Raw genomic sequence first — 24,165 nt, 5'->3', positions numbered from 1 at the left:
TCAGACCATGGCATACAATATTGCAGTAATGTATGTATACACCAATATCTGGATAAACAAAAAAATTAAAATCAGTATGACCTAAGACAGCCATTCTACGAAAATGCCCTGGCAGAGCGCGTAAATGGAATCTTGAAAGACGAGTTTTATCTCGATCAAACCTATGATAGCCTGCCACACGCAAAGCATGCAGGGAAAAATACAATCAATTTTTACAACTCTATTAGATTACATTATCTTTAGACTAAAAAAATCTGAAATTGTATATAAATTAACCTCTTAAATTAATTTTAATCTGTAGCCATCTTTTAGGATGAAACAGCTGAAAAACATTATAATGCCAATAGAAAACATACCTGAAATTTACATTAAGAACGATCAAAAGAAATCTGATTTGTTCATGTATGACTTTAAAATGACCAGTGATGTTGTTAAAAGTAAGGTCAATTTAGGAATGAATATGTTTAGCTTTTTACAAGTTGGGAAAAAGCAAGTACACTTTGCAGGAACAACAGTTGCAGTAAACAAAGACCAATCTTTATTATTAAAAAAAGGAAATTGGCTTTGGACAGAATTACTGGATACAGAAACTATATATTATTGTAAACTCTTCTTCTTTTCAGCAAAAAAATTGAAAGGGTTTTTAGAAAATCACACAAAAAATAGCAAAATAGCAAAAGAAGAAACACCTTATTTCATAATTAGAAATGACTCATACATTAGTTCATATCTAAATTCATTATCTACAATTAATGAAGCACCATCAGTTTTTGCTGATAATTTACTTTCAGTCAAATTTGAAGAATTAATGCTTTATTTTTTACAAAAACATGGGAGAAAATTTGAACTATTCCTACATTCTTTAATTATTGAAGAAACTTCATCTTTTAAAAAAATTGTGGAAAGCAAAATACATTCAAATCTAAAGCTAGAAGAAATTGCTTTCTTATGTAATATGAGTTTATCAACTTTTAAACGCCATTTTATTAAAGAATATAAAACATCACCCGGGAAATGGCTTAAGGACAAACGACTTCAAAAAGTAAAAGAAACTTTAGAGCTCGGTAATTTAAAACCTTCCGACATCTATTTGGATTTTGGCTATAACAATCTTTCAAACTTTAGTATTGCTTTTAAAAACAAATTCGGAATTAATCCAAGTGAAATAACTTCCTAAATTTCTTATTTTTAATAATGACCTTTTTTCATAAGTAATTGAACTGTTTTAGTAATTCAAAAATACAACTCCCATTGTAAATTTACATCAGAAACAATAATAAAACTAAAATATAAAATTATGAATATTACATTAGAACATGCAGAAAAGGCAATTGTAGCAGCAAAACAAAAAGCTACGGAAATTGACACAAAAATGAATATTGCAGTTGTAGATGCTGGAGCAAATTTAGTAGCATTTGGAAGAATGGATGGTGCTTGGTTAGGCTCACTTGACATATCTATCAAAAAAGCAAAAACAGCTCGTTACTTTGATATGAATACTGGAAGTATTGGAGAATTATCACAACCAGGAGGTTCTCTATATAATATAGAACATTCAAATAACGGATTAATTACTTTCCCTGGAGGCGTGCCAATTAAAAACGCAAATGGCGAAATTATTGGAGCAATTGGGGTAAGCGGAAGTGTGGTTGAGAATGACCATACTGTTGCAGAAGCTGGAGCATCAGCAATTTAATCACAGTTTAATTAATATAAAAGAGGATAATTAAAATAAATTATCCTCTTTTTTTTTTATTGACTAATTATGAACAAATATTTAGCCGAATTCATTGGAACGTTTGCTCTAGTATTTTGTGGTACAGGAGCAATTATTGTAAACGAGCAATCCAATGGAAGTTTAGGATTAATAGGAATCGCCCTAACTTTCGGAATAATAATTAGTGCTATGATCTATGTTTTCGGTAATATTTCTAGAACACATATAAACCCTTCTGTGACTATAGCTTTGGTAATAGGGAAATTAACAACATTAAAAGAAGCATCATATTATATTTTCGCACAAATTTTGGGAGCAATATTGGCAAGTGTTCTACTTAAAATTATGTTTTCAGAAGACCTAACATTAGGTGCTACAATTCCTTCTGGCGAATTAGTGCAATCATTCATTTTAGAATTTGTACTGACTTTCTTTTTAATGCTCACTATTTTGGGGGTAACATCAAATAAGAATTTTCTAATTTAGCAGGACTTATAATTGGAATAGTAGTTACTGGAATTATCCTTTTTGCAGGACCAATTTCTGGTGGCTCATTTAATCCTGCAAGAAGTTTAGCTCCTGCAATGGTATCAGGAAACTTTACAGCTCTTTGGATTTATATTACGGCTCCAACATTAGGATCAATAGTAGCAATGTTTGTTTGGAAAGGAATTTATAAAACGGAATAGAAGCCAGCAAGTAACAAAGAACTGAGGTAAAAAACAACTCTTTTTAGCACTTTTTCATTTGATCACACTACAATGATTCGGGTCATAAGGCAGTCCTGATCAGCTATCGAATAAGTCTGTTTCAGCAGCTTGTTGCATACGGCGATCAACTCCAGTTTCTTGCTAGTTGTCTTCCTCTCGCTTTGCTCGTCGGAGACAGAGGCCCACCAAACGTTCATACAAAGCCCTGCAGGCAGTATTGAACCTGCAGGCATTGAAGCTGCACATAAACAGCAGGTTCCTCAGTTTTGCATTGCCCATCTTACTGATCCTGGGCCGCCCTTTTACACTGCTCCCAGATTCACGTATCACGGGCGTGATCCCTGCCTAGCTACACAAGCCCTTATAGGAGTCGAATCGCGTAAAGTTATCGGTCAGGACGATTAGGGATATGGCGGTCTTCTCCCCTATTCCCGGTATGCCTTTTAGTAGAGTCAGAGACTTTTGATGCTCTGATCTTACATTTTCACCTAGCCTCTCCTCCAATTTCTTGATCTCTTTTGATAACGACCTGAGTTGGCGTTTCAAGGAGCTTACCACGACTTTTGAAGGATTGCCCAGGGTATGCTCTCCCTGTATCTTGTTCTTTAATTGCGTACTCTGTTTTATGCAGACACTCAACAAGCGCGTGAGCTGGAGGTTCTCCTGCATCAACTCACTATCGCCTTCCCATAATTCCAGGTCTTGGCGGGCCCCATATTTCATGATCCAGACAGCATCGCTCTTATCGGTCTTGATCCTGGACAGGTTCATCTGGATAAAACGCTTGATCTTTAGCGGGTTTACAATCGATACAGCAAAGTCCCTGTCTCTTAAAAAATAGGCCAGCTGCAGGTGGTAATAACCGGTAGATTCCATAACGCAATGAGCGTTTTTGGGTATCGCTTTCGCGAAAGCTCTAAAACCACCCTCACTGTTTTCAAACTGTAACAGCCCACCCTCTGGGGTGCATACATCATAGACATCCTTGCTGATGTCGATACCATAGATTTGTTTACCTTTATCCATAGGAAAAGAAGATTGTAAAGAGCCGATCTACTGGATACTCAACAACTTAAAATCGAGATCCAAGGTCTCACAGAACTGAACGAATTTCTAGTAGAAGAGCGTAGGGATTATCAATGTTGACGAAATCTGGGTTTCTACGTATATCATAACCTTATTCTACGCTCTGGTTCTTTATGATTAATAACATTAAAACTAAGTGATTGCTAACTTAAGCCGTATAACAATAATTGTGACTTTGTGTCCTGCCTACACAACCGATCAAACATAAAAGTCGGGAATTTTAGCTATCTTAGTTTTTAATCAATCCGCAGCGGATTGTTTTACAAAACCGTTGTCGGTGATTGCCCAAAGGACACGTTGCTCAGCCATGACATCATCCATCCGTGACAACAGTTCCCACAATTCACGTAGTAGTGGCACAACCAAGGACCAGATGTGCATCAACCAATTTCAAGGCTCCCACAACATTCAATCACCGACAACCGCCTGTGCCATCCTCTTGCTCGTAAACTCGCGCGTAAGTGGCAGCATGAAAATGCCCAATAAATCAACCAGCCACCTGGGGAAGACCATACAGGTGAGCGCACCACCGACAATAACGCATAAAACTAATGTGGCATGCTTTCCTCTCGCTGCGCTCGTCGGAAGCAATTAGCTCTCTGTGTGGCGGCCGAAATCCAAAACTATTGCCTACTTTAAGAGGCTACAAACCAATACCACCGATAACGCGAACCAGCCGAAAACGCCACTCGCGCTTTATGCGGTGGGCGTTGTGTGCAAGCCTATATATTTTTATTCTTTCGAAACATACTCAGATATATCCTTGGTTAAGATAAACTTGAAATTGGCGAATGTGTAAACAAGCATACCTATTGTAATTCCAACAAGCGTATATTCCATTTTCGGCAAATAGGTAGATGCTATGGTTATAAAAATACATACCAGTGTATTAATTGTCATCCTTTTACGGAAGGGAGGAATAAAAACAATATAAACGGTTTGTTTTCCGATGTAAAAAAAGCTCATTCCCGTAATCGCCAGAATTCTAAACTCATTCATATTTAGATCATTTAAAATAGCATGTCGAATCACATTAGCCAAGATCACAAAACCCATAGCTAAAAACAAGTGGGAATACAACATAGGAAACCCGTTGGTCATAGATTTAATCCGCTCATTGATAGGAAAACTGTCATAATATATCCACCAAATAAGCCCAATCATAATAAAACCCGTAACTGCTGCCACAATGCTTAAAATATCCCAATTGACATTTCTTAAAGTACCTGTAAGACTTATGATAGATTCTCCCAGAAGTATTATTGAAAGCAATCCTACTCGTTCTACCATATGTTCGCGATGGACTGGTTTTGGTTTCTCTGAATTCCGTGTACTTACAAGATAAATACCGAGCATTTCAACTAAAATTCCGGAAACCAAAATAATTTCCCTTAAGGGGGTTTCCTTGAAAATGGAAATAGCTGAAATTCCCGTGCCTAATAGAATTATATAACCACTTTTCCTAGCATAACTTACAGAATGCCGGTCTTGATTAGATGCTCTAAAAAATAAAAGCACCAATATTAATTTTATAACCGCATAAAAACTTACAAAAGCAGGATAATCCTGAAAGAGATCATCTCCAAAAAATGCAGACATGATTATCATCAAGAACATAATTGTAAGACTAAAGATTCTTTCAGTCCTATTATCATGATTGAATCGATTGGAAAATAAGGTATGTACGATCCAGATCCACCAAATTATAATAAATTGTAAAGGGAATAGCCAAATCTGTTCAGGATTTAAATGGTTATTATGAGTATGCGCCAGATTATGGGTCACTACTCCAATGCTGGATACAAAAACGAGGTCAAAGAATAGTTCGAGCCAGGTAGCATGGCGGTGTTTTAGAAAATATTCCAAATATTAAATTTTTAGGATGTACTTTTAACGAAATTGTAAACGACCTTTCCTTCGGTAACCAATTGACATTCCTGGAGAGCTTGCATACTTGTTACCATTAGTCTATTGTCCAAAAGTACTCGATTATCTTCAACTGATCAAATGCTTTTGCACCTTGTAAATAATCAATTCTAAGATCAATAGTTCCGAATTTATATTCTTTAGAAATTAAATTGGCAGTTCTAACCATTCCACCTACTGAATCCATTAATAAATCAATAAGGCCACCGTGCCACCTGCTTCTTCGAATGTCTTCTACCAATTCTTCCCTGTAAAGTAATAAAACCCGTACTGGCTGAACAGAAAAACCAAAGTTGTACCAATGAAAGCGCTAATATATTAACGGAAAAATGTTTAGCAGATTCTAAAGAAATGGCAGTAAAATATCCTGAGTTGACTAAAGAGTATTGTAAATGTTCAACTGCAAAGATTCAAGCGGAATTCACTCAAGCGGAATATATCGAGATTATTAAAATTGGAATTGAAGAACAAAAGCAAAAGTTATTACCAGTATTTCCAAGCTTCTTGTCGGATTACCAAAATAATGAGAAAATGCATATTTAAAACATTAATTTTAATAAGCCTGTGCACAACAACGGTTCATCGCCAATAAATGGCTCCGCTGGTAAGAAAATAATTAACTTGACCAATTAACCAGTACTAAGTCGACAAATTCGCGTCTCTTACTCCGCCAACTGGCGATGACCGAGACCGTTATAAGCAATTAATTTGACTCAAGTTTAGCAAAACCAACTGTCTTACGATAAATATCAGGTGATACTCCTACCTTCTTTTTAAAAAAACGACTGAAATAGAATTCATCGTCATAACCTAAAAAAGCAGCAATTTGTTTCACTGTTTTAGAAGTTAGGTAAAGTTCTCGTTTCGCCTCAATAATGATCCTATTTGAAATTAAGGAGGAAGTCGTTTGATTGAGGTATTTCTTGACGATACCGGCTAAAGTTTTAGGACTTACACTTAGTTCATCTGCGTATTCTTGGGGAGAATGGAGTTTGCAATAATTATTCTCAATTGCATCCACTAAATTTTGTAAAATTTCTGTTTTTGAATCTGACAATCTAGGAGTTATTTGTTGATCAAATTGTTTCTTATGTCTGACCGCTTCTATTAAAAACACTTTTAAATATGCTACAAGAACTTCATGCTGAGCGATTGAGTCTTTGTCCATCTCTTTCGAAATTTGATCTATCAAATTAAGAAATAGGCTTTGCTCGTTTACAGTAAAATAGGGTAAACCGTGGAAATTATTAAAAAGGAATCCCTCGGTCTCTATTTCGTTTTGATGTCTATATGTACAAAAGAAATCGGGATGAAAATTCAATAAATAACCCTGACACTTTTCTTTAGAACGTATCATGAAAGGTTGATAGGGAGCCAAACAAATCATTTGATTTCCTTGCAATTCAAAACTTTGAAAATCAACGCTTAGTTCATAGCTAATTCCAAATAACAAAACGATAGAATAATAATTTCTTCTTTGTAAATGATCAAACTGGCTTAGGTCGTTGAATTCTTCTAATCTAAACGCAAGTTCCCCATTTCGTTTGTCTATAATTATTTGGGCCATACTAAATTTATTTTTTTAGCTCATTCATATTTAAAAAGAAAGGAATGCTAAACGCACTCCTTTCTTAAATCAAATATTTATTTTGAAGCTAGAATGTTAATTTTTTGAATTGCTGAAGCATCAAAGCCTTCCAAAATTACAGGCGCATTCTCCATCAACGCTGCTGCTACTTTCCCTGTCAAATGAGCATCTCTACCAGCGTCATCTGCAAACGTATCGAAAATGGCATAGGTTTTTTCATTGATTTTAAAAGCATACCATGATAAAGTTGCAGGCTCAGAACTTACCAAGGATTTACCAGCTTGTAAGAAATCCTCCACTGCAGATGTTTTTCCTTCTTTGGCTTTCATAATCACTAACAATCCCTTATTCTGATCACCCACTTTATGATTACTTGCCTGAACATCAACAGTCTTAATGTCATTGCTAGAATCAAAACCTTCTAAAAGATCTCCAGCATTGGCCAATAAGGCTTTTGCCACTTCTCCTTTTAAGTGTGTCTGTCTGCCTTCTTCAGTTCCAAATGTGTCATAAATTCCGAAAGTTTGTTCATCTATTTGAAATGCAAACCAAGATTCAGTTTTTGGTTCTGCATTTACCAATGATAAACCACCTAGAAGAAACTCTTTCACTTCTTGCTCCTTACCTTCTTTCGCTTTCATGGTTACTAATAATCCGATGTTTTCATTTTTTGTGTTATCCATAATTTTATTTTTTTTAGTTTGAGAAAATGTTTGAATTGTTATCCCTAAAATTAGAACTAAGCTACTTAATTTGATTAAACTTTTAAATTTCATTTTGACTTATTTTTGTTACACTGCAAAAATGGAACTAAATCAGGAGTCTTGGAATGGAGATAAAAGACTTAAGCATGGACAATTTTCCTGTGACAAGCCAGAATGTAAAAAAGTTCATAACACCGGAAACTGTTGCACAACCTTATAAATCATAAAAATCCGACCCCAAACGCTCCCTTTTAAGAGCGTTTTTGTTTTCAGCAGCTGACCACGACATGTTTTTTTTTCTCGGCTGAGATAGTTCTTTATGAATCTATATGGGTCGTTTTTTCCCAATAATGTAAAAAGCCGTGCTCCCGCTCCACTCTGGACTAGTTTTTTGTTGAACTTTAGGTACTTCTTGAGATTATAGGCCACTGCCGAGAGGTACATCACCTTGTTGGCCTGCCTGATCCCGATCGTGTTGATCTTCCGTAGTCCCATGTACTGGGTGAGCGTCCCAAAAACGGCTCCACGCTCGCGGTGTCATCCTCTCGCTCATGCTTCGCTCGTCGGTGACAGGTAGCCTTCATGCGCCTGCCCTTCTCGGTGCCAGCCACTCTTTGTTGCGCTCATATTCATCACAGTAGTAGGTCACACTGATCTTCTTCTCCTTGGCGGTCTTCCCCAGGCAGCTTTCGCGAAAGCGGCATCCAGAACATATCCTGCTTGTTATGCGGTACTACTCCTTCTTCGTTCCGGTGCGGTAATCGTTGAACACCTTCTTGAAGGGCACGATCTCATTGTTCGTGCAGGTGTAGTGGTCGTGTTCTTTTATGTAGGCAAACCCCTCTGGCCCGGCCCTGTAAGTTCCGTGGGGCGAGATATAACTATTGATACCCTTTCTTTCAAGATAGGCGTAGCTCTCCCCATAAAATCGTCTGGTCCGCTTTATAGAAGATACAGGTGGAGTACTTCCTTTAGACGACGGTAGAAGTTGGTCTCCGGAACCCGGGAACTCAACTGGTAGCTATTGAAGAGCTTCTCTTGATAGGTCTTTTTTCCCTGCATGACCAAATATACCCCTCTCTACTACCTCAACAAGTTATGCAACAGGCACATTGTATAAGCCTAATGCGGGCCAAAGTGCTAAACCCAAACGATATGACAGTAAATAACAACACAATAAAACAGAAAGCACAAGCCTTGAAACCCCTCACTTCGCCAATACATTTTCCGTTAGCGGTCAGACTAACAAGATTTCAAATTCCATTTCATCTTGACTTCATTAAATCATTTCCATATATAAAATCCTTTGTAAAGTTTTACAAAGGATTCAATACATAAATGAAAGATTTTATTTTTAAAAAAATCAAGGGGTCAAAACCACTTTCACACAACCATCTTCTTTATTTCTAAATTTCTTGTAAGCTTCCGGAGCTTCACTTAATTTCATTCTGTGTGTGATAATAAAAGAAGGATCTATTTTTCCTTCTTCTACTTTTTTAAGTAGAGGATCTAAGTAATGTTGCATATGGGTTTGTCCCATTTTTAAATTAAGAGATTTATTCATTGCTACTCCCATTGGTAGACCATCAACTTCTCCTGCATAAACACCTGGTATAGAAACATTTCCTCCTTTTTTACAAGATTTAAATATTTGGGCCAACGCATTTGGCTGTGCTTTATCAAGATTTTTATTGAAACCCTCTGCACCGTGAGCTTCTGCACCAACCGCATCAATACAACAATCAGGGCCCTTGCCACCTGTCATTTCCATCAGTTTGGCATATACTTCATCTGCATCTACAGTTCTAATAACTTCAGCCTTACTATGTTTCTCAGCCATATCTAGACGTTCTTTAATCATGTCTATAGCAATTACACGTTTTGCTCCTAGCATCCAAGCACTTTGTATTGCAAATTGGCCTACCGGTCCACAACCCCATATTGCAACGGTGTCACCTTCTTTAATATCAGCATTTTCAGCTCCCATATAACCTGTAGGGAAAATATCAGATAAAAATAAACTTTGTTCATCCGTTAACGATTCAGGAACTTTAATTGGTCCTACATCTGCATATGGTACTCTCACATACTCAGCTTGCCCTCCAGAAAATCCTCCCAACATGTGCGAAAATCCAAATAGCCCGGAAATGGAGTGTCCTAAATTTTCTCTACAAAGTTCTTCATTCGGGTTAGAATTGTCACAAAGAGAATACTTGTGATCATCACAATAATCACAATTTCCGCAGGCAATCGTAAACGGAACTACAACTCTGTCTCCCTTTTTAAACTTTTTCACTTCTTTTCCTAATTCTACTACTTCTCCCATAAATTCGTGACCTAATACGTCTCCTTCTTTCATGGTAGGTACAAGATCTCCATAAATGTGGAGATCAGAACCACATATTGCAGTAGAGGTGACTTTAATGATTATATCTTGTGGATCTTCAATCTTAGGGTCAGGAACATTATCAATTCTTACATCCTCTTTCCCATGGTAACAAAGTGCTTTCATAATGATTTCTTTAAATCTAAAAGTAATTAATTGATTAATGTTTGAAAGATAGGAATTTATAAGCCGATAATGTAAAAACTATTGAAATTTAACAAGCTTTATGAATATTACAAAACGTTTTGCTGTTTTCCTAAAATAATTAAATAAATTGTCCTGTAGGCTTCCCTTTTTTAAGACTCTTTAAAATTAGACAAATAGTTTTCATTTAATTGTTCTTTGATGAAGAAATTAACTTCTTCATCAAATCTTGATTTATGTTCCATTGGGCTTTTGTTTCCTAGTGATTGATGTGGATGGTTATAGTTATAGTCCAGCCTCCATTGATTACTCAGTTTTTGTAGTTGGCGAATGTCCTTGAGATGAACTCTGGACCGTTATCACATCATATGTACTTGAGTACTCCTATTTCTTCTTTTAGGTTTTCTAACTTTTCTACAAGAGCTCTGGCAGGATAGTATAGTCCAGCCTCCACGGTAAGTGCTTCTCGGTTACAATCATCAAGTATATTTAATCCCCTCAGCTTTCTGCCATCTGTAAGGCATCGCTCATAAAATTCATACTCCAGCTCTCGTTCAGCCCACCGGGTGTTCCTAATGGCTGTTGTACGCGTTTTACAATACGCTTCTTGTGTTTGCGGCGCAGTGATAGATTCATCTCGCGATAGACACGCAAGACACGTTTTCTGTTCCATATCAGACCTTCACGACGGATCTTCAGGTAGTACTCATCAAAACCTTTGGTAGGATATCGCTCGGCAAGCTTTGTAAGCTTATCGACAACCTCGTTATCATCCTTCTTGCTTTGATGGTACCACATTGATCGTGTAAGCCCTACAACACGGCAAGCCTTGACAACGGTAATAATATATTGTTTGACCAAGTACATGGCTCGATAGCGCTTGTCGGAAGGCCCTAAAACTTTTTTGAGAGGATGTCCTTTAGCATCTTGTTATCTAAACTCACATCAACATACATCTGTTTGAGTTTTTTGTTTTCTTCTTCAAACTCTTTAAGACATTTTAGCTTTTGACGATCCATTCCACTCCACTTCTTACACCAGTAGTAAAATGTACCCTTGTCAATACCCAGTTCTCTGGATAGATCACCTACCGATCTACCTTGTTCATTTTCTTTGAGCGCCTTGATGATCTGGCTCTCCGTAAACTTGCTTATCTTCATAATGACAGTTGTTGTTTAAAATTAGAACATTCTAATTAACTACTGTCCTATTTTTTGGGAAGCCTACAGCGTTTTCAAAAGCTCTCTGTGTAGCAACCACAATCCAAAACTATTACCTACTTTTAGAGGCAACAAACCAATACCACCAGTAACGCGAACCAGCAGAAAACGCCACACTCGCTTTATGCGGTAGGCGTTGGCGGTCAGTTAAAACAAGTACGGTCTAAAAATTAGGTGTGAAAAGAGAATTTACAATTAGGAAAGGTCAAATCAGTGACTTGACTGAATTACAGAAATTGTTTTTGGATACAATAACTGAAATATGCAAAGCTGACTACAATGAAGACCAAATCGATGCTTGGATTTCCGACACTAAGAATAATGAGAATAAACAACGTTGGATAGATATCTTAGTAAAACATATCGTATTGGTTGCTACGATCAAAAATAAAATTGTTGGCTTTATAGCTCTTCAGAATGGAAATTACATTGACTTCTTATACGTTCATAAAAATTACCAAAGAAAGGGAATTGCTGACAGTTTGTATGAAAATATTGAGAATGTCGCGAAACGACAGAATCAATTCTCTTTAACTTCTAATGTAAGTAAGACAGCACGACCATTTTTTGAAAAAATTGGATTTGAAGTGACAAAAGAGCAAACTGTTGTTCGACAAAATGTGGAACTGACAAATTTTAAGATGGAGAAAAAAATAAACCCGAACTACTAACTTTATATACTAACCTTTGTCACACATTTAAAAACCTCTTAAATGATTCACCTTGTAGTTGGAAATACTGGTTCTGGAAAAACAACCTATTCAACGAAATTGAAAAATAAAAATAACGGAATAATCTTTTCCATTGATAAGTGGAATAAAACCTTATTTCTAACCGATAAAAAACCAGATGACGGATTGGAATGGTTTTTAGATAGAATTGACAGAGCGGAAGAAATGATAATGGAATTAGTGACGCAATTAGAAAATGTAAAAACTGACTCTATCCTTGATTTGGGACTTTCTAAATTCAAGCATCGGGAGAAGTTTAGAAAGTTTGCGGAATCGAATGGATACGAACTAAAAATCCATTTTTTGGACATATCAAAAGAAACACGTTTGGAAAGAGTAATGAAACGAAATAACGAAAAAGGAGAAACTTTTGAGTTTGAAGTAAGCCAAGAAAATTTTGATTTTATGGAAAGTTGGTTTGAGAAACCGAACGATAAAGAAATGAAAAACGGCATCACCATTGTGGAACAAAATGTAAGACTATAACGCTAACCGTTGCACAACCCTATAATCCATAAAAATCATACTTCATAAGCGCCCGTCTATGGCCGTTATCTTTTTCAGACCGATCATATATTTCTAAAATTTGGAGTGGCCAAAATCCAAAACTATTACCTACTTTTAAAGGCAAGAAACAAATAACACCCATAACGGAAACCAGCCGAAAACGCCACACTCGCTTTATTCGGTGGGCGTTGTAAACAATACTACAAACTAATCAGACCAAAATGGATTTTTTAGGAGTTATACTAATAATTGTCGTAATCATCGTAGGGTTCGTTGTACTCCCAGCTTGGGTTTCTAAAATGACTGGGATGAGTGTCGGAACTAAACACGGTGGAACAATCGCAAGACCAGATGACTTTGATAAAATGAAAGCTGATAGTAAAAATCTAGCGAAAAAGACTAAAAATCAAATCAATAATAAAGGTGATTTAATCAATAAGAAGATTAAAGGAACTTACAAGTATCTATTTGATAAGATTGAAGGAACTAAACTTTATCCGCCAGATAAGACAAGATCTCTGAGCCGATTTATTTCTCTTAAAAAAAGTATTGAAGAAAGAAAACAACGCATTGAATCAGATCACGAAAAATCATATTTGCCAGAATCGTTTAAGACTAACCATCCAGATTTTTATGCTTACCAAAATGAAATTAGCGAATACAACGAATACATAGAATATATAGATAAAGTTGATTTCAAAAAATATGCTGACTTCATATCACAAAATTCAAAATATGTTCCTGAATTAGCTTTCACTATGATAGATAAAATCGGTATTAAGAATGCTAACAAAGTTTATGGCTTGATTAAGGAAATTGAAGTTGGATTTTGGAGAAATGACCTGAGCGAACAAGAGTCGCAAAAACTAAAAAAAGTTCTAAGTAATAAGATCTTGGGATAAGTACTGTTTACAACACGTGCTATACGTAATTGCTCGGTTCTTGCTCTTCCGAAAATTTCTGCGAAATTTTCTACGGTTTGGGTATATTTGGGAAGACAAGGCTAAGGCACGCAACTGCGCATAGCCAGACCGTTGTCGGTGATTGCCCAAGGGACATGTTGCTCCGCCATGAAATCATCCATCCGAGACAACAGTTCCCACAATCCATCGAGCGGTGGCACAACCAAGAACCAGATGACCATCAACCAATTTCAAGGCTCCCTCAACATTCAATCACCGACAACCGCCAGTGCCATCCTCTTGCTCATAAACTTGCGCGTAGGTGGCATCGTGAAAATGTCCAATAATCCAACCAGCCACTTGGGGAAAACCATACCGGTGAGCGCACCACCGACAACAAGGCATAAAGCATCCCGATAGCTATCGGGATTCAAAAGCTCTCTGTGTGGCGACCAGAATCCAAAACTATTGCCTACTAATAAGGGCGAGAAACAAAGACCACCAGTAACGCGATCCAGCCGAAAACGCCACACTCGCTTTATGCGGTGGATATTACAAGTATTCAGAAAAGTTATCATATTGGTAACTTTTGACTTATCTTTGTATCAAACCTAGAAATTTGAAAATTTTTTCGCGAGGAACTTTAAGGGCTTTTTGGGAGAAACACGGCGACTGCGAGTTGCAACTAAAAACGTGGTATCGCGAAACCGAAAAGTCTAACTGGATTTCGATAAACGATTTGAAAAGTGATTATCCAAATGCCAGTATCTTAAAGAACAACCGGATTGTTTTTAACATAAAAGGGAATGATTATAGGTTGATTGTAAGATTTAATTTTGAGTATCAACTAGCGTGGATACGGTTTATCGGAACTCACGCTGAATACGATAAAATAGACGCAAACGAAATTTAAAAATGGACATAGCACCAATTAGAACGGATATCGACTACCAAAAAGCACTTCAAAGGCTTGAAATAATTTTTGACGCAAAGCGTGGAACAAAGGAGGGCGACGAATTAGAAATACTTTCAATATTAATTGATAAGTATGAAACTGAAAATTTTCCGATCGATATGCCAGATCCAATTTCTGCAATACGCTTCCGAATGGAACAAATGGGACTCAAACAAAAAGATTTGGTTGAGATGATTGGCTTCAAAAGTCGTGTAAGTGAAATAATGAACAAAAAGCGAAAACTGACCCTTGAAATGATAAGGAATCTAAACACAAAGTTGAGAATTCCTACTGAGGTGCTGATTCAAGATTATTAGAAAACATGATTATAAAATCAGGAGCTAGAAGGAGCTGAAGTTAAAATCTTTCATTTTAAATCTTTGTTACTTACATAGCATTTGAGAACCCCTCTCTCTTTCCTCTCGCCACACTCATCGTAGGCAATAAGCTCCCTGTGTGCCGGCCAAAAATCCAAAACTATTACCTAACCCGTTGTGCTAGTAGTTCCATGCATGCCTGATCCTATTTATTGGTCTGTTGTTTTCCCTATTGAACATCTGCAGCATGGCAACTGCGGCCAGTTTGCTTGAGACCCTTGTCAGGAAGCCCTTGAAGCTCTTTGCCAGGTTGATCTTGATGGAGAACTGGGAGCATAACTGTGAAAACCTTGTCTCTATAAACTTACGGTTCTTTCTCCTCTCGGGCGAGAATGCGCTTTTGACCAGCTGGTTTTTCCTGGGTGGGGTGAGAAGTTCTATACCGTAGCTTGTGAACAGATCTGCCTGGAGCTCCCTGGATATATAGCCTCGATCGCCGATGATCTGCCTCTCCTCGCTACCGTCGTACTGCCTTTCCTTCAGGAACTTTATGTCGTGTACGTTTGCTGGGGTCACTGCCATGTCATGGAAGATGCCCTGCGTACTCATGAGCAGGTGGAGCTTGTATCCAATGTAGTAGCGGCGGTCAACCGCCGAGTAGCCCTTTCTCGGAGCCGTGCCCAGATCTTCCATACAGATCTTCATGCGGTGCTCCCTGGCGTTGTGCACGATGGGACAGGGCATCGAGTCCACCAGAAGGGCAGATCTGCCATCATCCATACGGTCGCCCAAGAGTCCCGCGGACTCCTTGAAGCGTGGCTCGAGCGAGCGCCTGCGCCGGTTGAACCTGGTGCGGTCGACCAGCATGGGAAAGTCCTCGCGAAAGTGCTTCTTTATCTTGGCAAACAATAGGTTCTCGCTGGGGATCGAGGCCGCCTCTCCGGTAATGGCGAGTGCCATGACCTCCAGGTCATTCATTTTCGTGTTGACCGGTCGCTTGATGAAGTTTCCGTCCACCGTGACGGTTTGGTAGAGATCAATGAGGTAGGAAAGGTGTTTTTTGTACATTGCAGGTAGATCGTGCATGGTATCAGAATTACAGATTAGGAACCATTAATATACTGAATATCAACAAAATGCACGGTCTTTTTTTAATCTGTTTTTTAATTTTAACTAGCACAACGGGTATTACCTACTTTTAAAGACCAGAAACTAATACCACCGATAACGCGATCCAGCGAAAACGCCACTCGCGCTTTATGCAGTGGGTGTTAGCTGCAAGCTGAAAAATGAACGCAAAAGAAAAACAGACTGAATTTATTAAAGGTTACTTAAAACCGAAATTGAAAGAAAGCGGATTTCGGACTTCAGGAAATAATTGGTGGAAACTTTATGACGATTTCTTTATTTTAATAAATCTTCAAAACTCGCAATGGAATAGTAAAGATGAATTGAGTTTTTGCTTCAACATTGGTGTCGGACTGACTGAAAATATGAACGACACAAAAAAGAAAAAACCAACATATTTTGACCTTGCTGTAGAATTAAGAGAAGAATCTTATTTATCAGAATTCAGAAAATCAAGCAAATACAGACAAGACGGTTGGCTTGGGTACTTAGTGACTGACAAAACCGACTTAACCGATTTTACCAACGAATTGAAAACGGATTTTGAAATTGACATTTTGCCTAAATTAGAAATGCTAAAAACTTTAGATGATTGTTTATTGTTTTACGACAAACACGATTTTTGGGGAGATAATTTGAGAAGACAAATTGCGGAAATAAAAAATTATAATGAATAAAAGCCAGCAGGTAACAAAGAACTGAGTTAAAATTCAGCTTCTCAATATCATCCCCACTTTCGCGAAAGCAAAAAACCCCCACTAAATAGAAATCTGATCCCGATCTTTAAACTGCTCGTAAAATTCAGGATAGTTCTTTTTAAAGGTTTCCATGATAAAATCCAGCGGTACGTCCTCAAAGTGGCCGTAGTCTTCCAGATAACTCATAAACTGCTCCTGATCGCGGTTGTATTCTTGCATGACGGAGTCTGCCGTGCCGTCAAAGTCCAAAACATCTACCCGGTACATCGCACACAGTTCTTTGTTAAAGGCCGGTGAGCATTTTACCCACTTGCCGTTGTGGTAAACATCTACCAGCCCGTGAGGCGCCAGTTCATTAGTTCCTATCACCTTCTCCAGGCGTTCTGTAGCGATATGGTTGGAGACTTTGGCAAGATGCAGTCGCGCCGGTATGTCAAACGCCCGCAGACACGCCACGAGCAGAATCGCCTTATCGATACAGTGACCTTGCCTTTTCTGGGCTATCGTGCTGGCTTTGAAATGCTCTTTGGTTAGACCTATTTCAAAAGGCGAGTACCGCCAGCCATCGCGCACCTCAACATATAAGTTGTGGATGATCTCCTGCTCGGTTTCTAGGTGCTGGTACGCACTCGTGATGCGCTGGATCGCTGGGTGATCGTAGTCAAAGAAATAGGATGGGTCCGTATACTTCATCCCCCAAAAATAAGTGCAAACGAGCTACTCTCCTACCCGTTTGGCAAGCCTTTAGCGCACGGCAGCAAAAACTCGCTCAACTTATCCTAGATTTGTAACACCACAAAAAGATCAAGATGAAACGCATTCTAGGAGTCATACTCGCCACCATCGTCATCATGGCGGTGCTCTGGTACACTTTTTTATACTACGCAGATTTTTCTGACGGTTACCGCAGCGGTGAGCTCATCAAGTTCTCGCACAAGGGCGTCTTGGTCAAGACCTGGGAGGGCGAGATCAGCCAGGGCATCAGCGGTGCGCAGATTTTTGCCTTCAGCGTCAGGGACAGTGAGGAAGAGATCATCGAGAAACTCAAGGAGTATCAGGGCCACTACGTGAAACTCAAGTACGAGGAGAAATTTGGCACCTTTTTCTTCTGGGGCGACACAAAATATTTCATCACAGAGGTGACTAAGGAACAGAGCCCACACTTCAACCGGCAGTAGTTCACGCTGACTCATTAAAGCACGACACCATGATTTTCGCCAGACCCTTTACCCTATTCGTTGCTTCCTTTTTCGTAGCCGTTTCACTTTTTGGATATGCCTTTGAGGGAGCAGTTGTTGATGGGGCGTTACGCTTTCGCGGAAGCGTGCAATCCACAGACACCACAACTACCAAAAGCTTTCAAGGACTCTACGACTTTACCTACAACCAGAAGAAGGGTACGATTATCCTCAAAGTCTCCAGAGCAGATCTGGATCGCGAGTTCCTATACGTTCACGCCATCGCTACCGGTCTGGGATCTAACGATATAGGACTGGATCGTGGGCAACTGGGCGACGGTGTGGTGGTAAAATGGGTCAAAGCTGGGAACAAGTTGTTGCTCCTGCAGCCTAACCAGCGGTATCGAGCGATTACGGACAATGAGCCAGAGCGTAAAAGTGTGGAACAGGCCTTTGCCAAATCAGTTCTGCACTGTTTTGAGATCAAAAAAGATTCCAGCGACGTGTATCACATCGATCTCACGCCCTTTTTGATACGCGATGCACATGGCGTGGCCCGCAGGCTCAAAACTGGCGGCGAGGGCAGTTACAGCCTCGATAAAAGCCGCAGCGCGATCTGGATGGAAAACACAAAGGCATTCCCAAAAAACGTGGAATTTGAAGCCCTGCTCACTTTCAAAGGCACTCCCAGCGGCAGAAACATACGCAGCATAGCACCAGATGCCAGCAGCCTGAGCCTGATCCAGCACCATAGTTTTGTGGAACTTCCCGATGAGGGTTACGAGCCACGCGCGTTTCACCCAAGATCGGGTTCTTTTTACACCAGTTACTATGATTACAGCAGCCCGATAGGCACGCCATTGGAAAAAAGATGGATCACCCGGCACCGATTGAAGAAGGAAAATCCGCAGGCAGCATCAAGTCCCGCGGTAGAACCCATCATTTATTACCTCGATCCTGGTACTCCAGAGCCGGTACGCAGCGCATTGCTGGAAGGCGCTCTCTGGTGGAACGACGCCTTTGAGTCGGCGGGTTATGAAAATGCGTTCCAGGTAAAAATGCTCCCTGAAGATGCAGATCCCATGGATTTGCGTTACAACATGATCCAGTGGGTGCACCGCAGCACACGCGGCTGGAGTTATGGCGCCAGCATTACCGACCCTAGAACGGGCGAAATCCTAAAAGGTCACGTGAGTCTGGGAAGTTTGAGAATCAGACAAGACTACATGCTTGCGCAGGGCATGCTGGAAGCGCCTTTTAAAAACGGTCAGGAATCTCCCAAGATGCTGGAAATGGCGCTGGCAAGAATTAGACAGCTCAGCGCGCATGAAGTAGGACACACGCTAGGCTTCGCACATAATTTTGCCGCGAGTGCCAGAGATCGCGCCAGCGTGATGGATTATCCGCATCCCAAATACCAGCTAAAAGATGGAAAAATAGATCTATCTAATGCTTACGATGTCGGGATCGGGATTTGGGACCAGCTTACCGTGCAATATTCCTACGGATCACCCGCCGCAAATCAAACCGAAGAAGCCTATCTCGACAGCATTCTGATCAAAGCAAAAGAACTTCAGCTGGATTTTATAAGCGATAGCGACTCAAGAGCGACCAGTGGCGCACACGCTACATCGCATCTTTGGGATAACGGCACAAACGCCACCGAAGAACTCGATCGCATCATCGAGATACGCAAGGTGGCGATAGAGCAATTCGGCGAAGACAACATTCCCGACGGTCAGCCACTTAGTGTTCTAGAAGATGTTTTTGTACCAGTGTATTTTTCGCACCGTTATCAGGTGGAAGCTACTTCAAAAATCATTGGCGGTATGAAGTACACCTACGCCACAAAAGGCGATACCGATTTTGAGTACGTGAGCAAAAAAGAGCAGAAAGAAGCTCTGAAAGCGCTCGCAAAAACGCTACAGCCCGATTTCCTCAAGATTCCAAAAGATCTTTTGGCGAAGTTCCCACCTCGTGCTTACGGGTATTATCGCGGCCGCGAGAGCTTTAGATCCGAGACCGGTGTTGCCTTTGACCCAGTCGCCGCTGCTACCACCAGCGCTGATTTCACGCTAGACTTCATACTTAATCCCACCCGACTCAACCGCGTGGAGCAACAAGAAATTTATGGGAACAACTTAGAGTTAGATGATATTCTCAACGAGTTGCACTCTCAGATTTTCGAATACAACACCAGAGGAGCCTACGAAGAGTTGATCACCAACCGATTGAAAGAACTCTACCTCAGCAAACTATTAACGCTCAAATTTTCTGAGCGGGTAAACGTCAATGTAAAACAAGAAATTCTAGGAAACCTTACCCAAATCACAAAAGAGCTTCAGTCTTCTAAAAATGAGACCGATCAGGCATTGCTGGAAATGATTAGCACGGCAGAGAAACACCCAGAACGATTTAAAGAAGCACCCGTTTCTAAAATCCCTGATGGCAGCCCGATCGGGAGTTGTGGGATTTAAGGTGTATATCTAGAATTGAGATGAATCTGTTTCCCTAATTTCGCGACTTGTAATAACGAAGTGGTTTGAATAAAAAGTGGTACGTGTTGTTTGGAGTCGCAGTACTCCTACTCTTCCTCGCAGATATATGCCTGGGAACCATTTTCATTCATCCAGCTGATGTTTTCAATTCCATCGCTAGCACAAATCCAGAAAGCACAGAGCATTTCATCATCACCCAATTACGATTACCAAGAGCCTTGATGGCAGTTCTGACCGGTTCTGGACTAGCCGTTGCAGGTCTGCTCATGCAAACCTTGTTTAGAAATCCGCTGGCGGGACCGTTTGTGCTGGGAATTTCCAGCGGTTCTGGATTAGGGGTCGCTTTGCTTGTTTTGGGCGGTAGCGTGCTCGGCTGGTCGTTGCTTTCTGGACTGAACGTGGTCATCGCTAGTATTTTGGGAAGTATTGCGGTTTTTTTGCTCATAACATTGCTGTCGCTGCGCATCAAGGACACGATGGGTTTGCTCATAGTGGGGCTCATGATGGGAAGCCTGAGCGGTGCCGTGGTGGGGATTTTAAGTTACTTCAGCAGTAGTGAGGAGTTGCAACGTTATGTGTTTTGGTCGTTGGGAAGCTTGGGCAACCTCTCCTGGAACGACCTCATGTGGATAGTGATCGTTTTCATGATTTGTGCCGCTTTACTGATTTACGTCATCAAACCCTTGAATATTTTACTATTGGGAGAGAGCTACGCAAAAAGTTTGGGAATTGACATCAAGAAAACTAAATGGATCTTGATCATCATTTCCAGTTTATTGGCGGGTTCCATCACCGCATTTGCCGGTCCCATTGCATTCATTGGGCTCGCGGTGCCGCATTTGGCAAGGTTGCTACAACCACAAATGAACCATAAGACCTTGATTCCGCTGGTCGTTTTACTGGGCGCAGTACTCCTATTGCTTTGCGACCTCATCGCGCAACTCCCCTTCTCCAGCTACTCCATCCCCATCAACGCGGTCACCTCACTCTTTGGCGCACCGCTGGTGATCTGGCTCATCTATAAAAAACGCAACCTCCATTTCTGATGATGCGACTGGAAAAATATAGGATAGGTTATGGGCAATGTGAAGTGGCGAGGTGTGAGAGTGATCTCGCTTTCGCGAAAGCGGAATTCATATCCATCATAGGAAAAAACGGAGCCGGAAAATCAACTTTATTAAAGTCCATCAACGACCGCAACTTGAGACTGGACGGAACCATTAATATCGATGGTTACGATTATGAGACGCTAAACGCTGTGGAAAAAGCCAAAAAAATAGCGTTAGTACTCACAGAAAAGTCCTTCAGCCATTTCTTGAAAGTGCGCGAACTGCTGGAACTGAGCCGCGCGCCCTACACCTCATTTTACGGCAAGTTGCGAGACGAGGATCAGGAAATTATAGAACAAGTACTCTCCGATTTTGAGTTGGCAGGACTTGCTGAGCGTAACCTTTCAACTCTAAGTGATGGGCAATTGCAACGCGTGCTGATCGCGCGATCACTGGTGCAGGACACGCCCTACATTCTCATGGATGAACCCACGAGCCATCTAGACATCAATTACAAAACCGACCTTCTTTTACACCTCAAAGAATACTGCAAATCGCACAATAAGACGATCATCTACGCAACACACGAATTGCAAATTGCTCAAGCGTTAAGCGATAAAGTAGTCAGTATTCACGAAGGATTGGCGGAACTTCACGCTCGTGAAGTATTCAATACTTCCCAAAAGCTAAAAGAGATATTCCCTTCCAGAAACATCTCTTTCATTAACGGATCTATCCAATTTAATTTTTAGGAATGTTTTTCAACACGTCCAGCAACCAGTTCCAGAATTTCTGAACACTCTCAATCTCCACGCGCTCATCAGGACTATGTGCCCCTCTAATATTAGGTCCAAATGAAACCATATCAAGTCCTGGATAACGCTCGCCTAATAAACCACATTCCAAACCTGCATGACAGGCCACGACTCTGGGTTGATCTTTAAATAAGTCTTTATAGCTGTTTTCAACCACTTCAAGTATCGCGCTATCACGATTAGGCTGCCAGCCAGGATAATCACCAGAAAGTTGGGTTTCCATTCCTGCAAGATGCATCACAGCGACGATACTGGATGCAAGGTCTTCTTTAGAACTTTCTACAGAGGATCTCGTAAGACAGGCAATCTCTAACTTGCCGTCTTCAAGAGTTACACGAGCCAAATTATTTGAAGTCTCCACAAGCCCATCAATCTCAGGACTCATGCGATAAACACCATTATGAATTCCTAGAAGCGCGTAAACTAGAGTACGACTGTCTGAGGCTGTAATTACATTACCCGCTTGAGCATCTTCAATCTGAATAGATAGATTAGACTCTAGTTTTTTGTATTCGTTTTCAATAGCATTCTTACAGCTTTGATAAGCATTCCAGATATCATTTGTCGCCGAAGAACGGAACGCAACGGTTACCGTCGCCTCTCTAGGAATGGCATTGCGCAGACTACCGCCGTTGAAGCTATGGATGTGAACCTCTCCTTTTTTCTGCATGGAATCCAGAAGACGGTTGATGAGTTTGTTTGCATTCCCCAATCCTTTGATGATGTCCATACCGCTATGTCCACCCTTCAATCCTTTGACCGTGATTTTTTTGAATTGGAAATCTTGATTTTCTAGTTGGTGCGTGAGGTAATGTTTTGAAGCGGTGATGTCCACTCCACCAGCGCAACCTATGTCGATCTCGTCATCTTCTTCGGTATCCAGGTTCAGTAAAATCTTTGAGGTCAGAATGTTTTTATCCAATTCCTTGGCACCCGTCATACCCGTTTCCTCATCTATAGTAAACAAGGCCTCGATCGCAGGATGCCCGATATCACTCGACGAAAGCACCGCCATAATAGCAGCAACGCCTATTCCATTATCGGCTCCCAGCGTGGTACCACGGGCTTTGACGTTCCCATCTTCCACGTACATATCGATTCCCTGAGTGAGAAAATCAAAATGGGTATCGTTGTTTTTTTGATGCACCATATCCAGATGCGACTGCATGATGATTCCCTCGCGGTCTTCCATGCCAGGAGTGGCAGGCTTCTTCACGACAACATTTCCGATAGCATCTTCTAGGTAGATTAGATCGTGAGCTTGGGCAAATTCAATGATAAATTGCCTAACCCGTTCTTCTTTTTTAGAAGGTCTGGGCACGGCGTTCAAATCGGCAAAATGATTCCAAAGTGATTGAGGTTCCTGTTCTCTTACATTTTCTGACATAAATGGCTTTTTGCGCTAAGGTAAAAAGGAGATGCTTCCTTTGTTTTAAATATGGTTTAAATTTTACGGGATGTGCATGGTGTGGTAAGCTGTAAGCTGTAAGCAGTAAGCTGTAAGCACTAGGTAATATAAGAAATGGGTTAATGATTTTTTTTGGGGGATAAGGGATTAGTTATAGGATGGTTGGTCAATCTTTGAGTCTATTCAATCACGCGTGTCAACTGAGAACTATCAAGATGACGCTTCGAGTGCCTCAGCGTCCGAGTAATCAGCTAAGAAACTGCATACTGCAACTGCTCACTGCAACTGTCAACTAACAACAATCAAGATGACGCTTCGAGTGCCTCAGCGTCCGAGTAATTAGCTAAGAAACTGTATACTGCAACTGCTCACTGCAACTGTCAACTAATAACAATCAAGATGACGCTTCAAGTGCCTCAGCGTCCTAGTAAGTAACTAAGAAACTGCATACTGCAACTACTCACTGCAATTGTCCCCTAACAACAATCAAGATGACGC

At 40.3% G+C, this 24,165-nt stretch carries 28 protein-coding genes and 1 pseudogene; 16 read left to right on the top strand and 13 right to left on the bottom strand.

Annotation, left to right across the window (positions count from 1 at the left end):
* Window positions 1–108: 108 nt before the first annotated feature.
* The 5 genes from BST97_RS16350 (at window position 109) to BST97_RS16215 (ending at window position 2,406) form a co-directional block, all read left to right on the top strand.
* The gene (locus BST97_RS16350) at window positions 109–243 is read left to right on the top strand and encodes an IS3 family transposase (RefSeq protein ID WP_157111727.1); all 135 of its coding nucleotides are present in this window, start codon (window positions 109–111) and stop codon (window positions 241–243) included.
* Window positions 244–337: 94 nt separating this feature from the next.
* A complete protein-coding gene (locus BST97_RS01335; protein WP_085768109.1) occupies window positions 338–1,177 on the top strand; it encodes a helix-turn-helix domain-containing protein in 840 nt (279 codons plus the stop codon).
* Window positions 1,178–1,297: 120 nt separating this feature from the next.
* Complete coding sequence (locus BST97_RS01330) at window positions 1,298–1,696, top strand: GlcG/HbpS family heme-binding protein (RefSeq protein WP_085765552.1); 399 nt, start codon at window positions 1,298–1,300, stop codon at window positions 1,694–1,696.
* Window positions 1,697–1,765: 69 nt separating this feature from the next.
* A complete protein-coding gene (locus tag BST97_RS01325) occupies window positions 1,766–2,203 on the top strand; it encodes an MIP/aquaporin family protein (protein ID WP_262497054.1) in 438 nt (145 codons plus the stop codon).
* 8 nt (window positions 2,204–2,211) lie between these two features.
* Complete coding sequence (locus tag BST97_RS16215) at window positions 2,212–2,406, top strand: aquaporin (protein ID WP_317043470.1); 195 nt, start codon at window positions 2,212–2,214, stop codon at window positions 2,404–2,406.
* Between the two features lie 54 nt (window positions 2,407–2,460).
* Here BST97_RS16215 and BST97_RS01320 read toward each other — a convergent pair.
* The 3 genes and pseudogenes from BST97_RS01320 to BST97_RS15925 all read right to left on the bottom strand — a co-directional run bounded on the left by BST97_RS01320 (window position 2,461) and on the right by BST97_RS15925 (window position 5,680).
* A pseudogene (locus tag BST97_RS01320) lies at window positions 2,461–3,453 on the bottom strand (IS110 family RNA-guided transposase).
* Between the two features lie 792 nt (window positions 3,454–4,245).
* Window positions 4,246–5,379 (bottom strand): low temperature requirement protein A, encoded by a 1,134-nt coding sequence (locus BST97_RS01315; protein ID WP_085765551.1) that lies wholly within the window; start codon window positions 5,377–5,379, stop codon window positions 4,246–4,248.
* A 97-nt stretch (window positions 5,380–5,476) separates the two neighbouring features.
* Window positions 5,477–5,680: a hotdog family protein gene (locus tag BST97_RS15925; protein ID WP_085765550.1), complete on the bottom strand. Its 204-nt coding sequence runs from the start codon at window positions 5,678–5,680 to the stop codon at window positions 5,477–5,479.
* A gap of 110 nt (window positions 5,681–5,790) precedes the next feature.
* Here BST97_RS15925 and BST97_RS01305 point away from each other — a divergent pair, with 110 nt between their 5' ends.
* The gene (locus BST97_RS01305; RefSeq protein WP_085765549.1) at window positions 5,791–5,982 is read left to right on the top strand and encodes a hypothetical protein; all 192 of its coding nucleotides are present in this window, start codon (window positions 5,791–5,793) and stop codon (window positions 5,980–5,982) included.
* 160 nt (window positions 5,983–6,142) lie between these two features.
* On the opposite strand, the gene BST97_RS01300 is transcribed toward BST97_RS01305, so the two are convergent.
* From BST97_RS01300 to BST97_RS01270, 6 genes are all read right to left on the bottom strand, one after another.
* On the bottom strand, window positions 6,143–7,006 hold the full coding sequence (locus BST97_RS01300) for a helix-turn-helix domain-containing protein (RefSeq protein WP_085765548.1): 864 nt from the start codon (window positions 7,004–7,006) through the stop codon (window positions 6,143–6,145).
* Between the two features lie 77 nt (window positions 7,007–7,083).
* Window positions 7,084–7,803 (bottom strand): putative quinol monooxygenase, encoded by a 720-nt coding sequence (locus BST97_RS16025; RefSeq protein WP_085765547.1) that lies wholly within the window; start codon window positions 7,801–7,803, stop codon window positions 7,084–7,086.
* A 1,291-nt stretch (window positions 7,804–9,094) separates the two neighbouring features.
* On the bottom strand, window positions 9,095–10,243 hold the full coding sequence (locus BST97_RS01285; protein ID WP_085765546.1) for a zinc-dependent alcohol dehydrogenase: 1,149 nt from the start codon (window positions 10,241–10,243) through the stop codon (window positions 9,095–9,097).
* Window positions 10,244–10,413: 170 nt separating this feature from the next.
* Entirely contained in the window at window positions 10,414–10,593 is a 180-nt protein-coding gene (locus BST97_RS16345) for an integrase core domain-containing protein (RefSeq protein ID WP_085768108.1), read from the bottom strand.
* Window positions 10,594–10,759: 166 nt separating this feature from the next.
* Complete coding sequence (locus tag BST97_RS01275) at window positions 10,760–11,059, bottom strand: IS3 family transposase (protein ID WP_085765545.1); 300 nt, start codon at window positions 11,057–11,059, stop codon at window positions 10,760–10,762.
* A gap of 95 nt (window positions 11,060–11,154) precedes the next feature.
* The gene (locus BST97_RS01270; RefSeq protein ID WP_085765544.1) at window positions 11,155–11,421 is read right to left on the bottom strand and encodes a transposase; all 267 of its coding nucleotides are present in this window, start codon (window positions 11,419–11,421) and stop codon (window positions 11,155–11,157) included.
* 236 nt (window positions 11,422–11,657) lie between these two features.
* Here BST97_RS01270 and BST97_RS01265 point away from each other — a divergent pair, with 236 nt between their 5' ends.
* The 3 genes from BST97_RS01265 (at window position 11,658) to BST97_RS01255 (ending at window position 13,621) form a co-directional block, all read left to right on the top strand.
* Entirely contained in the window at window positions 11,658–12,152 is a 495-nt protein-coding gene (locus tag BST97_RS01265; protein WP_169711512.1) for a GNAT family N-acetyltransferase, read from the top strand.
* A 42-nt stretch (window positions 12,153–12,194) separates the two neighbouring features.
* Window positions 12,195–12,698 carry an AAA family ATPase gene (locus tag BST97_RS01260; RefSeq protein WP_085765543.1) on the top strand — a complete coding sequence of 168 codons (504 nt, stop codon included), beginning with the start codon at window positions 12,195–12,197 and terminating at the stop codon, window positions 12,696–12,698.
* Window positions 12,699–12,940: 242 nt separating this feature from the next.
* Window positions 12,941–13,621 (top strand): hypothetical protein, encoded by a 681-nt coding sequence (locus tag BST97_RS01255; RefSeq protein WP_085765542.1) that lies wholly within the window; start codon window positions 12,941–12,943, stop codon window positions 13,619–13,621.
* A gap of 269 nt (window positions 13,622–13,890) precedes the next feature.
* Here the strand turns inward: BST97_RS01255 and BST97_RS01250 are convergent, their stop codons facing one another.
* Entirely contained in the window at window positions 13,891–14,154 is a 264-nt protein-coding gene (locus BST97_RS01250) for a hypothetical protein (protein ID WP_157111369.1), read from the bottom strand.
* Between the two features lie 86 nt (window positions 14,155–14,240).
* Between BST97_RS01250 and BST97_RS01245 the strand changes: the two genes are divergently transcribed.
* Together BST97_RS01245 and BST97_RS01240 are read left to right on the top strand one after the other, a co-directional pair.
* Window positions 14,241–14,534, top strand: a complete 294-nt coding sequence (locus BST97_RS01245; protein WP_085765540.1) for a type II toxin-antitoxin system HigB family toxin — start codon at window positions 14,241–14,243, stop codon at window positions 14,532–14,534.
* A 2-nt stretch (window positions 14,535–14,536) separates the two neighbouring features.
* Window positions 14,537–14,893 carry a helix-turn-helix domain-containing protein gene (locus BST97_RS01240; RefSeq protein ID WP_085765539.1) on the top strand — a complete coding sequence of 119 codons (357 nt, stop codon included), beginning with the start codon at window positions 14,537–14,539 and terminating at the stop codon, window positions 14,891–14,893.
* Window positions 14,894–15,073: 180 nt separating this feature from the next.
* Here the strand turns inward: BST97_RS01240 and BST97_RS01235 are convergent, their stop codons facing one another.
* Complete coding sequence (locus BST97_RS01235) at window positions 15,074–15,979, bottom strand: IS982 family transposase (RefSeq protein WP_085765538.1); 906 nt, start codon at window positions 15,977–15,979, stop codon at window positions 15,074–15,076.
* A gap of 203 nt (window positions 15,980–16,182) precedes the next feature.
* On the opposite strand from BST97_RS01235, the gene BST97_RS01230 reads away from it, so the two are divergent.
* Window positions 16,183–16,698, top strand: coding sequence for a DUF4304 domain-containing protein (locus BST97_RS01230; protein ID WP_085765537.1), 516 nt, complete (start codon window positions 16,183–16,185; stop codon window positions 16,696–16,698).
* An 81-nt stretch (window positions 16,699–16,779) separates the two neighbouring features.
* On the opposite strand, the gene BST97_RS01225 is transcribed toward BST97_RS01230, so the two are convergent.
* Complete coding sequence (locus BST97_RS01225) at window positions 16,780–17,412, bottom strand: transglutaminase-like domain-containing protein (RefSeq protein ID WP_085765536.1); 633 nt, start codon at window positions 17,410–17,412, stop codon at window positions 16,780–16,782.
* A gap of 116 nt (window positions 17,413–17,528) precedes the next feature.
* On the opposite strand from BST97_RS01225, the gene BST97_RS01220 reads away from it, so the two are divergent.
* The 4 genes from BST97_RS01220 (at window position 17,529) to BST97_RS01205 (ending at window position 22,196) form a co-directional block, all read left to right on the top strand.
* A complete protein-coding gene (locus BST97_RS01220; RefSeq protein ID WP_085765535.1) occupies window positions 17,529–17,897 on the top strand; it encodes a 6-phosphogluconate dehydrogenase in 369 nt (122 codons plus the stop codon).
* A 29-nt stretch (window positions 17,898–17,926) separates the two neighbouring features.
* Window positions 17,927–20,374: a zinc-dependent metalloprotease gene (locus tag BST97_RS01215; protein ID WP_085765534.1), complete on the top strand. Its 2,448-nt coding sequence runs from the start codon at window positions 17,927–17,929 to the stop codon at window positions 20,372–20,374.
* 65 nt (window positions 20,375–20,439) lie between these two features.
* The gene (locus BST97_RS01210; protein WP_085765533.1) at window positions 20,440–21,441 is read left to right on the top strand and encodes an iron ABC transporter permease; all 1,002 of its coding nucleotides are present in this window, start codon (window positions 20,440–20,442) and stop codon (window positions 21,439–21,441) included.
* On the top strand, window positions 21,441–22,196 hold the full coding sequence (locus tag BST97_RS01205) for an ABC transporter ATP-binding protein (protein ID WP_085765532.1): 756 nt from the start codon (window positions 21,441–21,443) through the stop codon (window positions 22,194–22,196). The genes BST97_RS01210 and BST97_RS01205 overlap by 1 nt, the downstream gene beginning before the upstream one ends.
* Here BST97_RS01205 and BST97_RS01200 read toward each other — a convergent pair.
* The gene (locus BST97_RS01200) at window positions 22,186–23,646 is read right to left on the bottom strand and encodes an aminoacyl-histidine dipeptidase (RefSeq protein WP_085765531.1); all 1,461 of its coding nucleotides are present in this window, start codon (window positions 23,644–23,646) and stop codon (window positions 22,186–22,188) included. The two genes, BST97_RS01205 and BST97_RS01200, sit on opposite strands and share 11 nt — an antisense overlap.
* Window positions 23,647–24,165 lie beyond the last annotated feature (519 nt).

The sequence above is a fragment of the Nonlabens spongiae genome (assembly GCF_002117125.1).
Taxonomy (GTDB): domain Bacteria; phylum Bacteroidota; class Bacteroidia; order Flavobacteriales; family Flavobacteriaceae; genus Nonlabens; species Nonlabens spongiae.
The sequence above is the reverse complement of the archived record's forward strand: the minus strand, read 5'-3'. Positions and strand labels throughout refer to the sequence as shown.

Coding starts and splice junctions, on each gene's coding strand:
- BST97_RS01335 (WP_085768109.1), top strand. CDS start 338: ATGCCAATAGAAAACATACCTGAAATTTACATTAAGAACGATCAAAAG.
- BST97_RS01330 (WP_085765552.1), top strand. CDS start 1,298: ATGAATATTACATTAGAACATGCAGAAAAGGCAATTGTAGCAGCAAAA.
- BST97_RS01325 (WP_262497054.1), top strand. CDS start 1,766: ATGAACAAATATTTAGCCGAATTCATTGGAACGTTTGCTCTAGTATTT.
- BST97_RS01305 (WP_085765549.1), top strand. CDS start 5,791: ATGGCAGTAAAATATCCTGAGTTGACTAAAGAGTATTGTAAATGTTCA.
- BST97_RS01300 (WP_085765548.1), bottom strand. CDS start 7,006: ATGGCCCAAATAATTATAGACAAACGAAATGGGGAACTTGCGTTTAGA.
- BST97_RS16025 (WP_085765547.1), bottom strand. CDS start 7,803: ATGAAATTTAAAAGTTTAATCAAATTAAGTAGCTTAGTTCTAATTTTA.
- BST97_RS01285 (WP_085765546.1), bottom strand. CDS start 10,243: ATGAAAGCACTTTGTTACCATGGGAAAGAGGATGTAAGAATTGATAAT.
- BST97_RS01275 (WP_085765545.1), bottom strand. CDS start 11,059: ATGTGGTACCATCAAAGCAAGAAGGATGATAACGAGGTTGTCGATAAG.
- BST97_RS01270 (WP_085765544.1), bottom strand. CDS start 11,421: ATGAAGATAAGCAAGTTTACGGAGAGCCAGATCATCAAGGCGCTCAAA.
- BST97_RS01260 (WP_085765543.1), top strand. CDS start 12,195: ATGATTCACCTTGTAGTTGGAAATACTGGTTCTGGAAAAACAACCTAT.
- BST97_RS01255 (WP_085765542.1), top strand. CDS start 12,941: ATGGATTTTTTAGGAGTTATACTAATAATTGTCGTAATCATCGTAGGG.
- BST97_RS01240 (WP_085765539.1), top strand. CDS start 14,537: ATGGACATAGCACCAATTAGAACGGATATCGACTACCAAAAAGCACTT.
- BST97_RS01235 (WP_085765538.1), bottom strand. CDS start 15,979: ATGCACGATCTACCTGCAATGTACAAAAAACACCTTTCCTACCTCATT.
- BST97_RS01230 (WP_085765537.1), top strand. CDS start 16,183: ATGAACGCAAAAGAAAAACAGACTGAATTTATTAAAGGTTACTTAAAA.
- BST97_RS01225 (WP_085765536.1), bottom strand. CDS start 17,412: ATGAAGTATACGGACCCATCCTATTTCTTTGACTACGATCACCCAGCG.
- BST97_RS01220 (WP_085765535.1), top strand. CDS start 17,529: ATGAAACGCATTCTAGGAGTCATACTCGCCACCATCGTCATCATGGCG.
- BST97_RS01215 (WP_085765534.1), top strand. CDS start 17,927: ATGATTTTCGCCAGACCCTTTACCCTATTCGTTGCTTCCTTTTTCGTA.
- BST97_RS01205 (WP_085765532.1), top strand. CDS start 21,441: ATGATGCGACTGGAAAAATATAGGATAGGTTATGGGCAATGTGAAGTG.
- BST97_RS01200 (WP_085765531.1), bottom strand. CDS start 23,646: ATGTCAGAAAATGTAAGAGAACAGGAACCTCAATCACTTTGGAATCAT.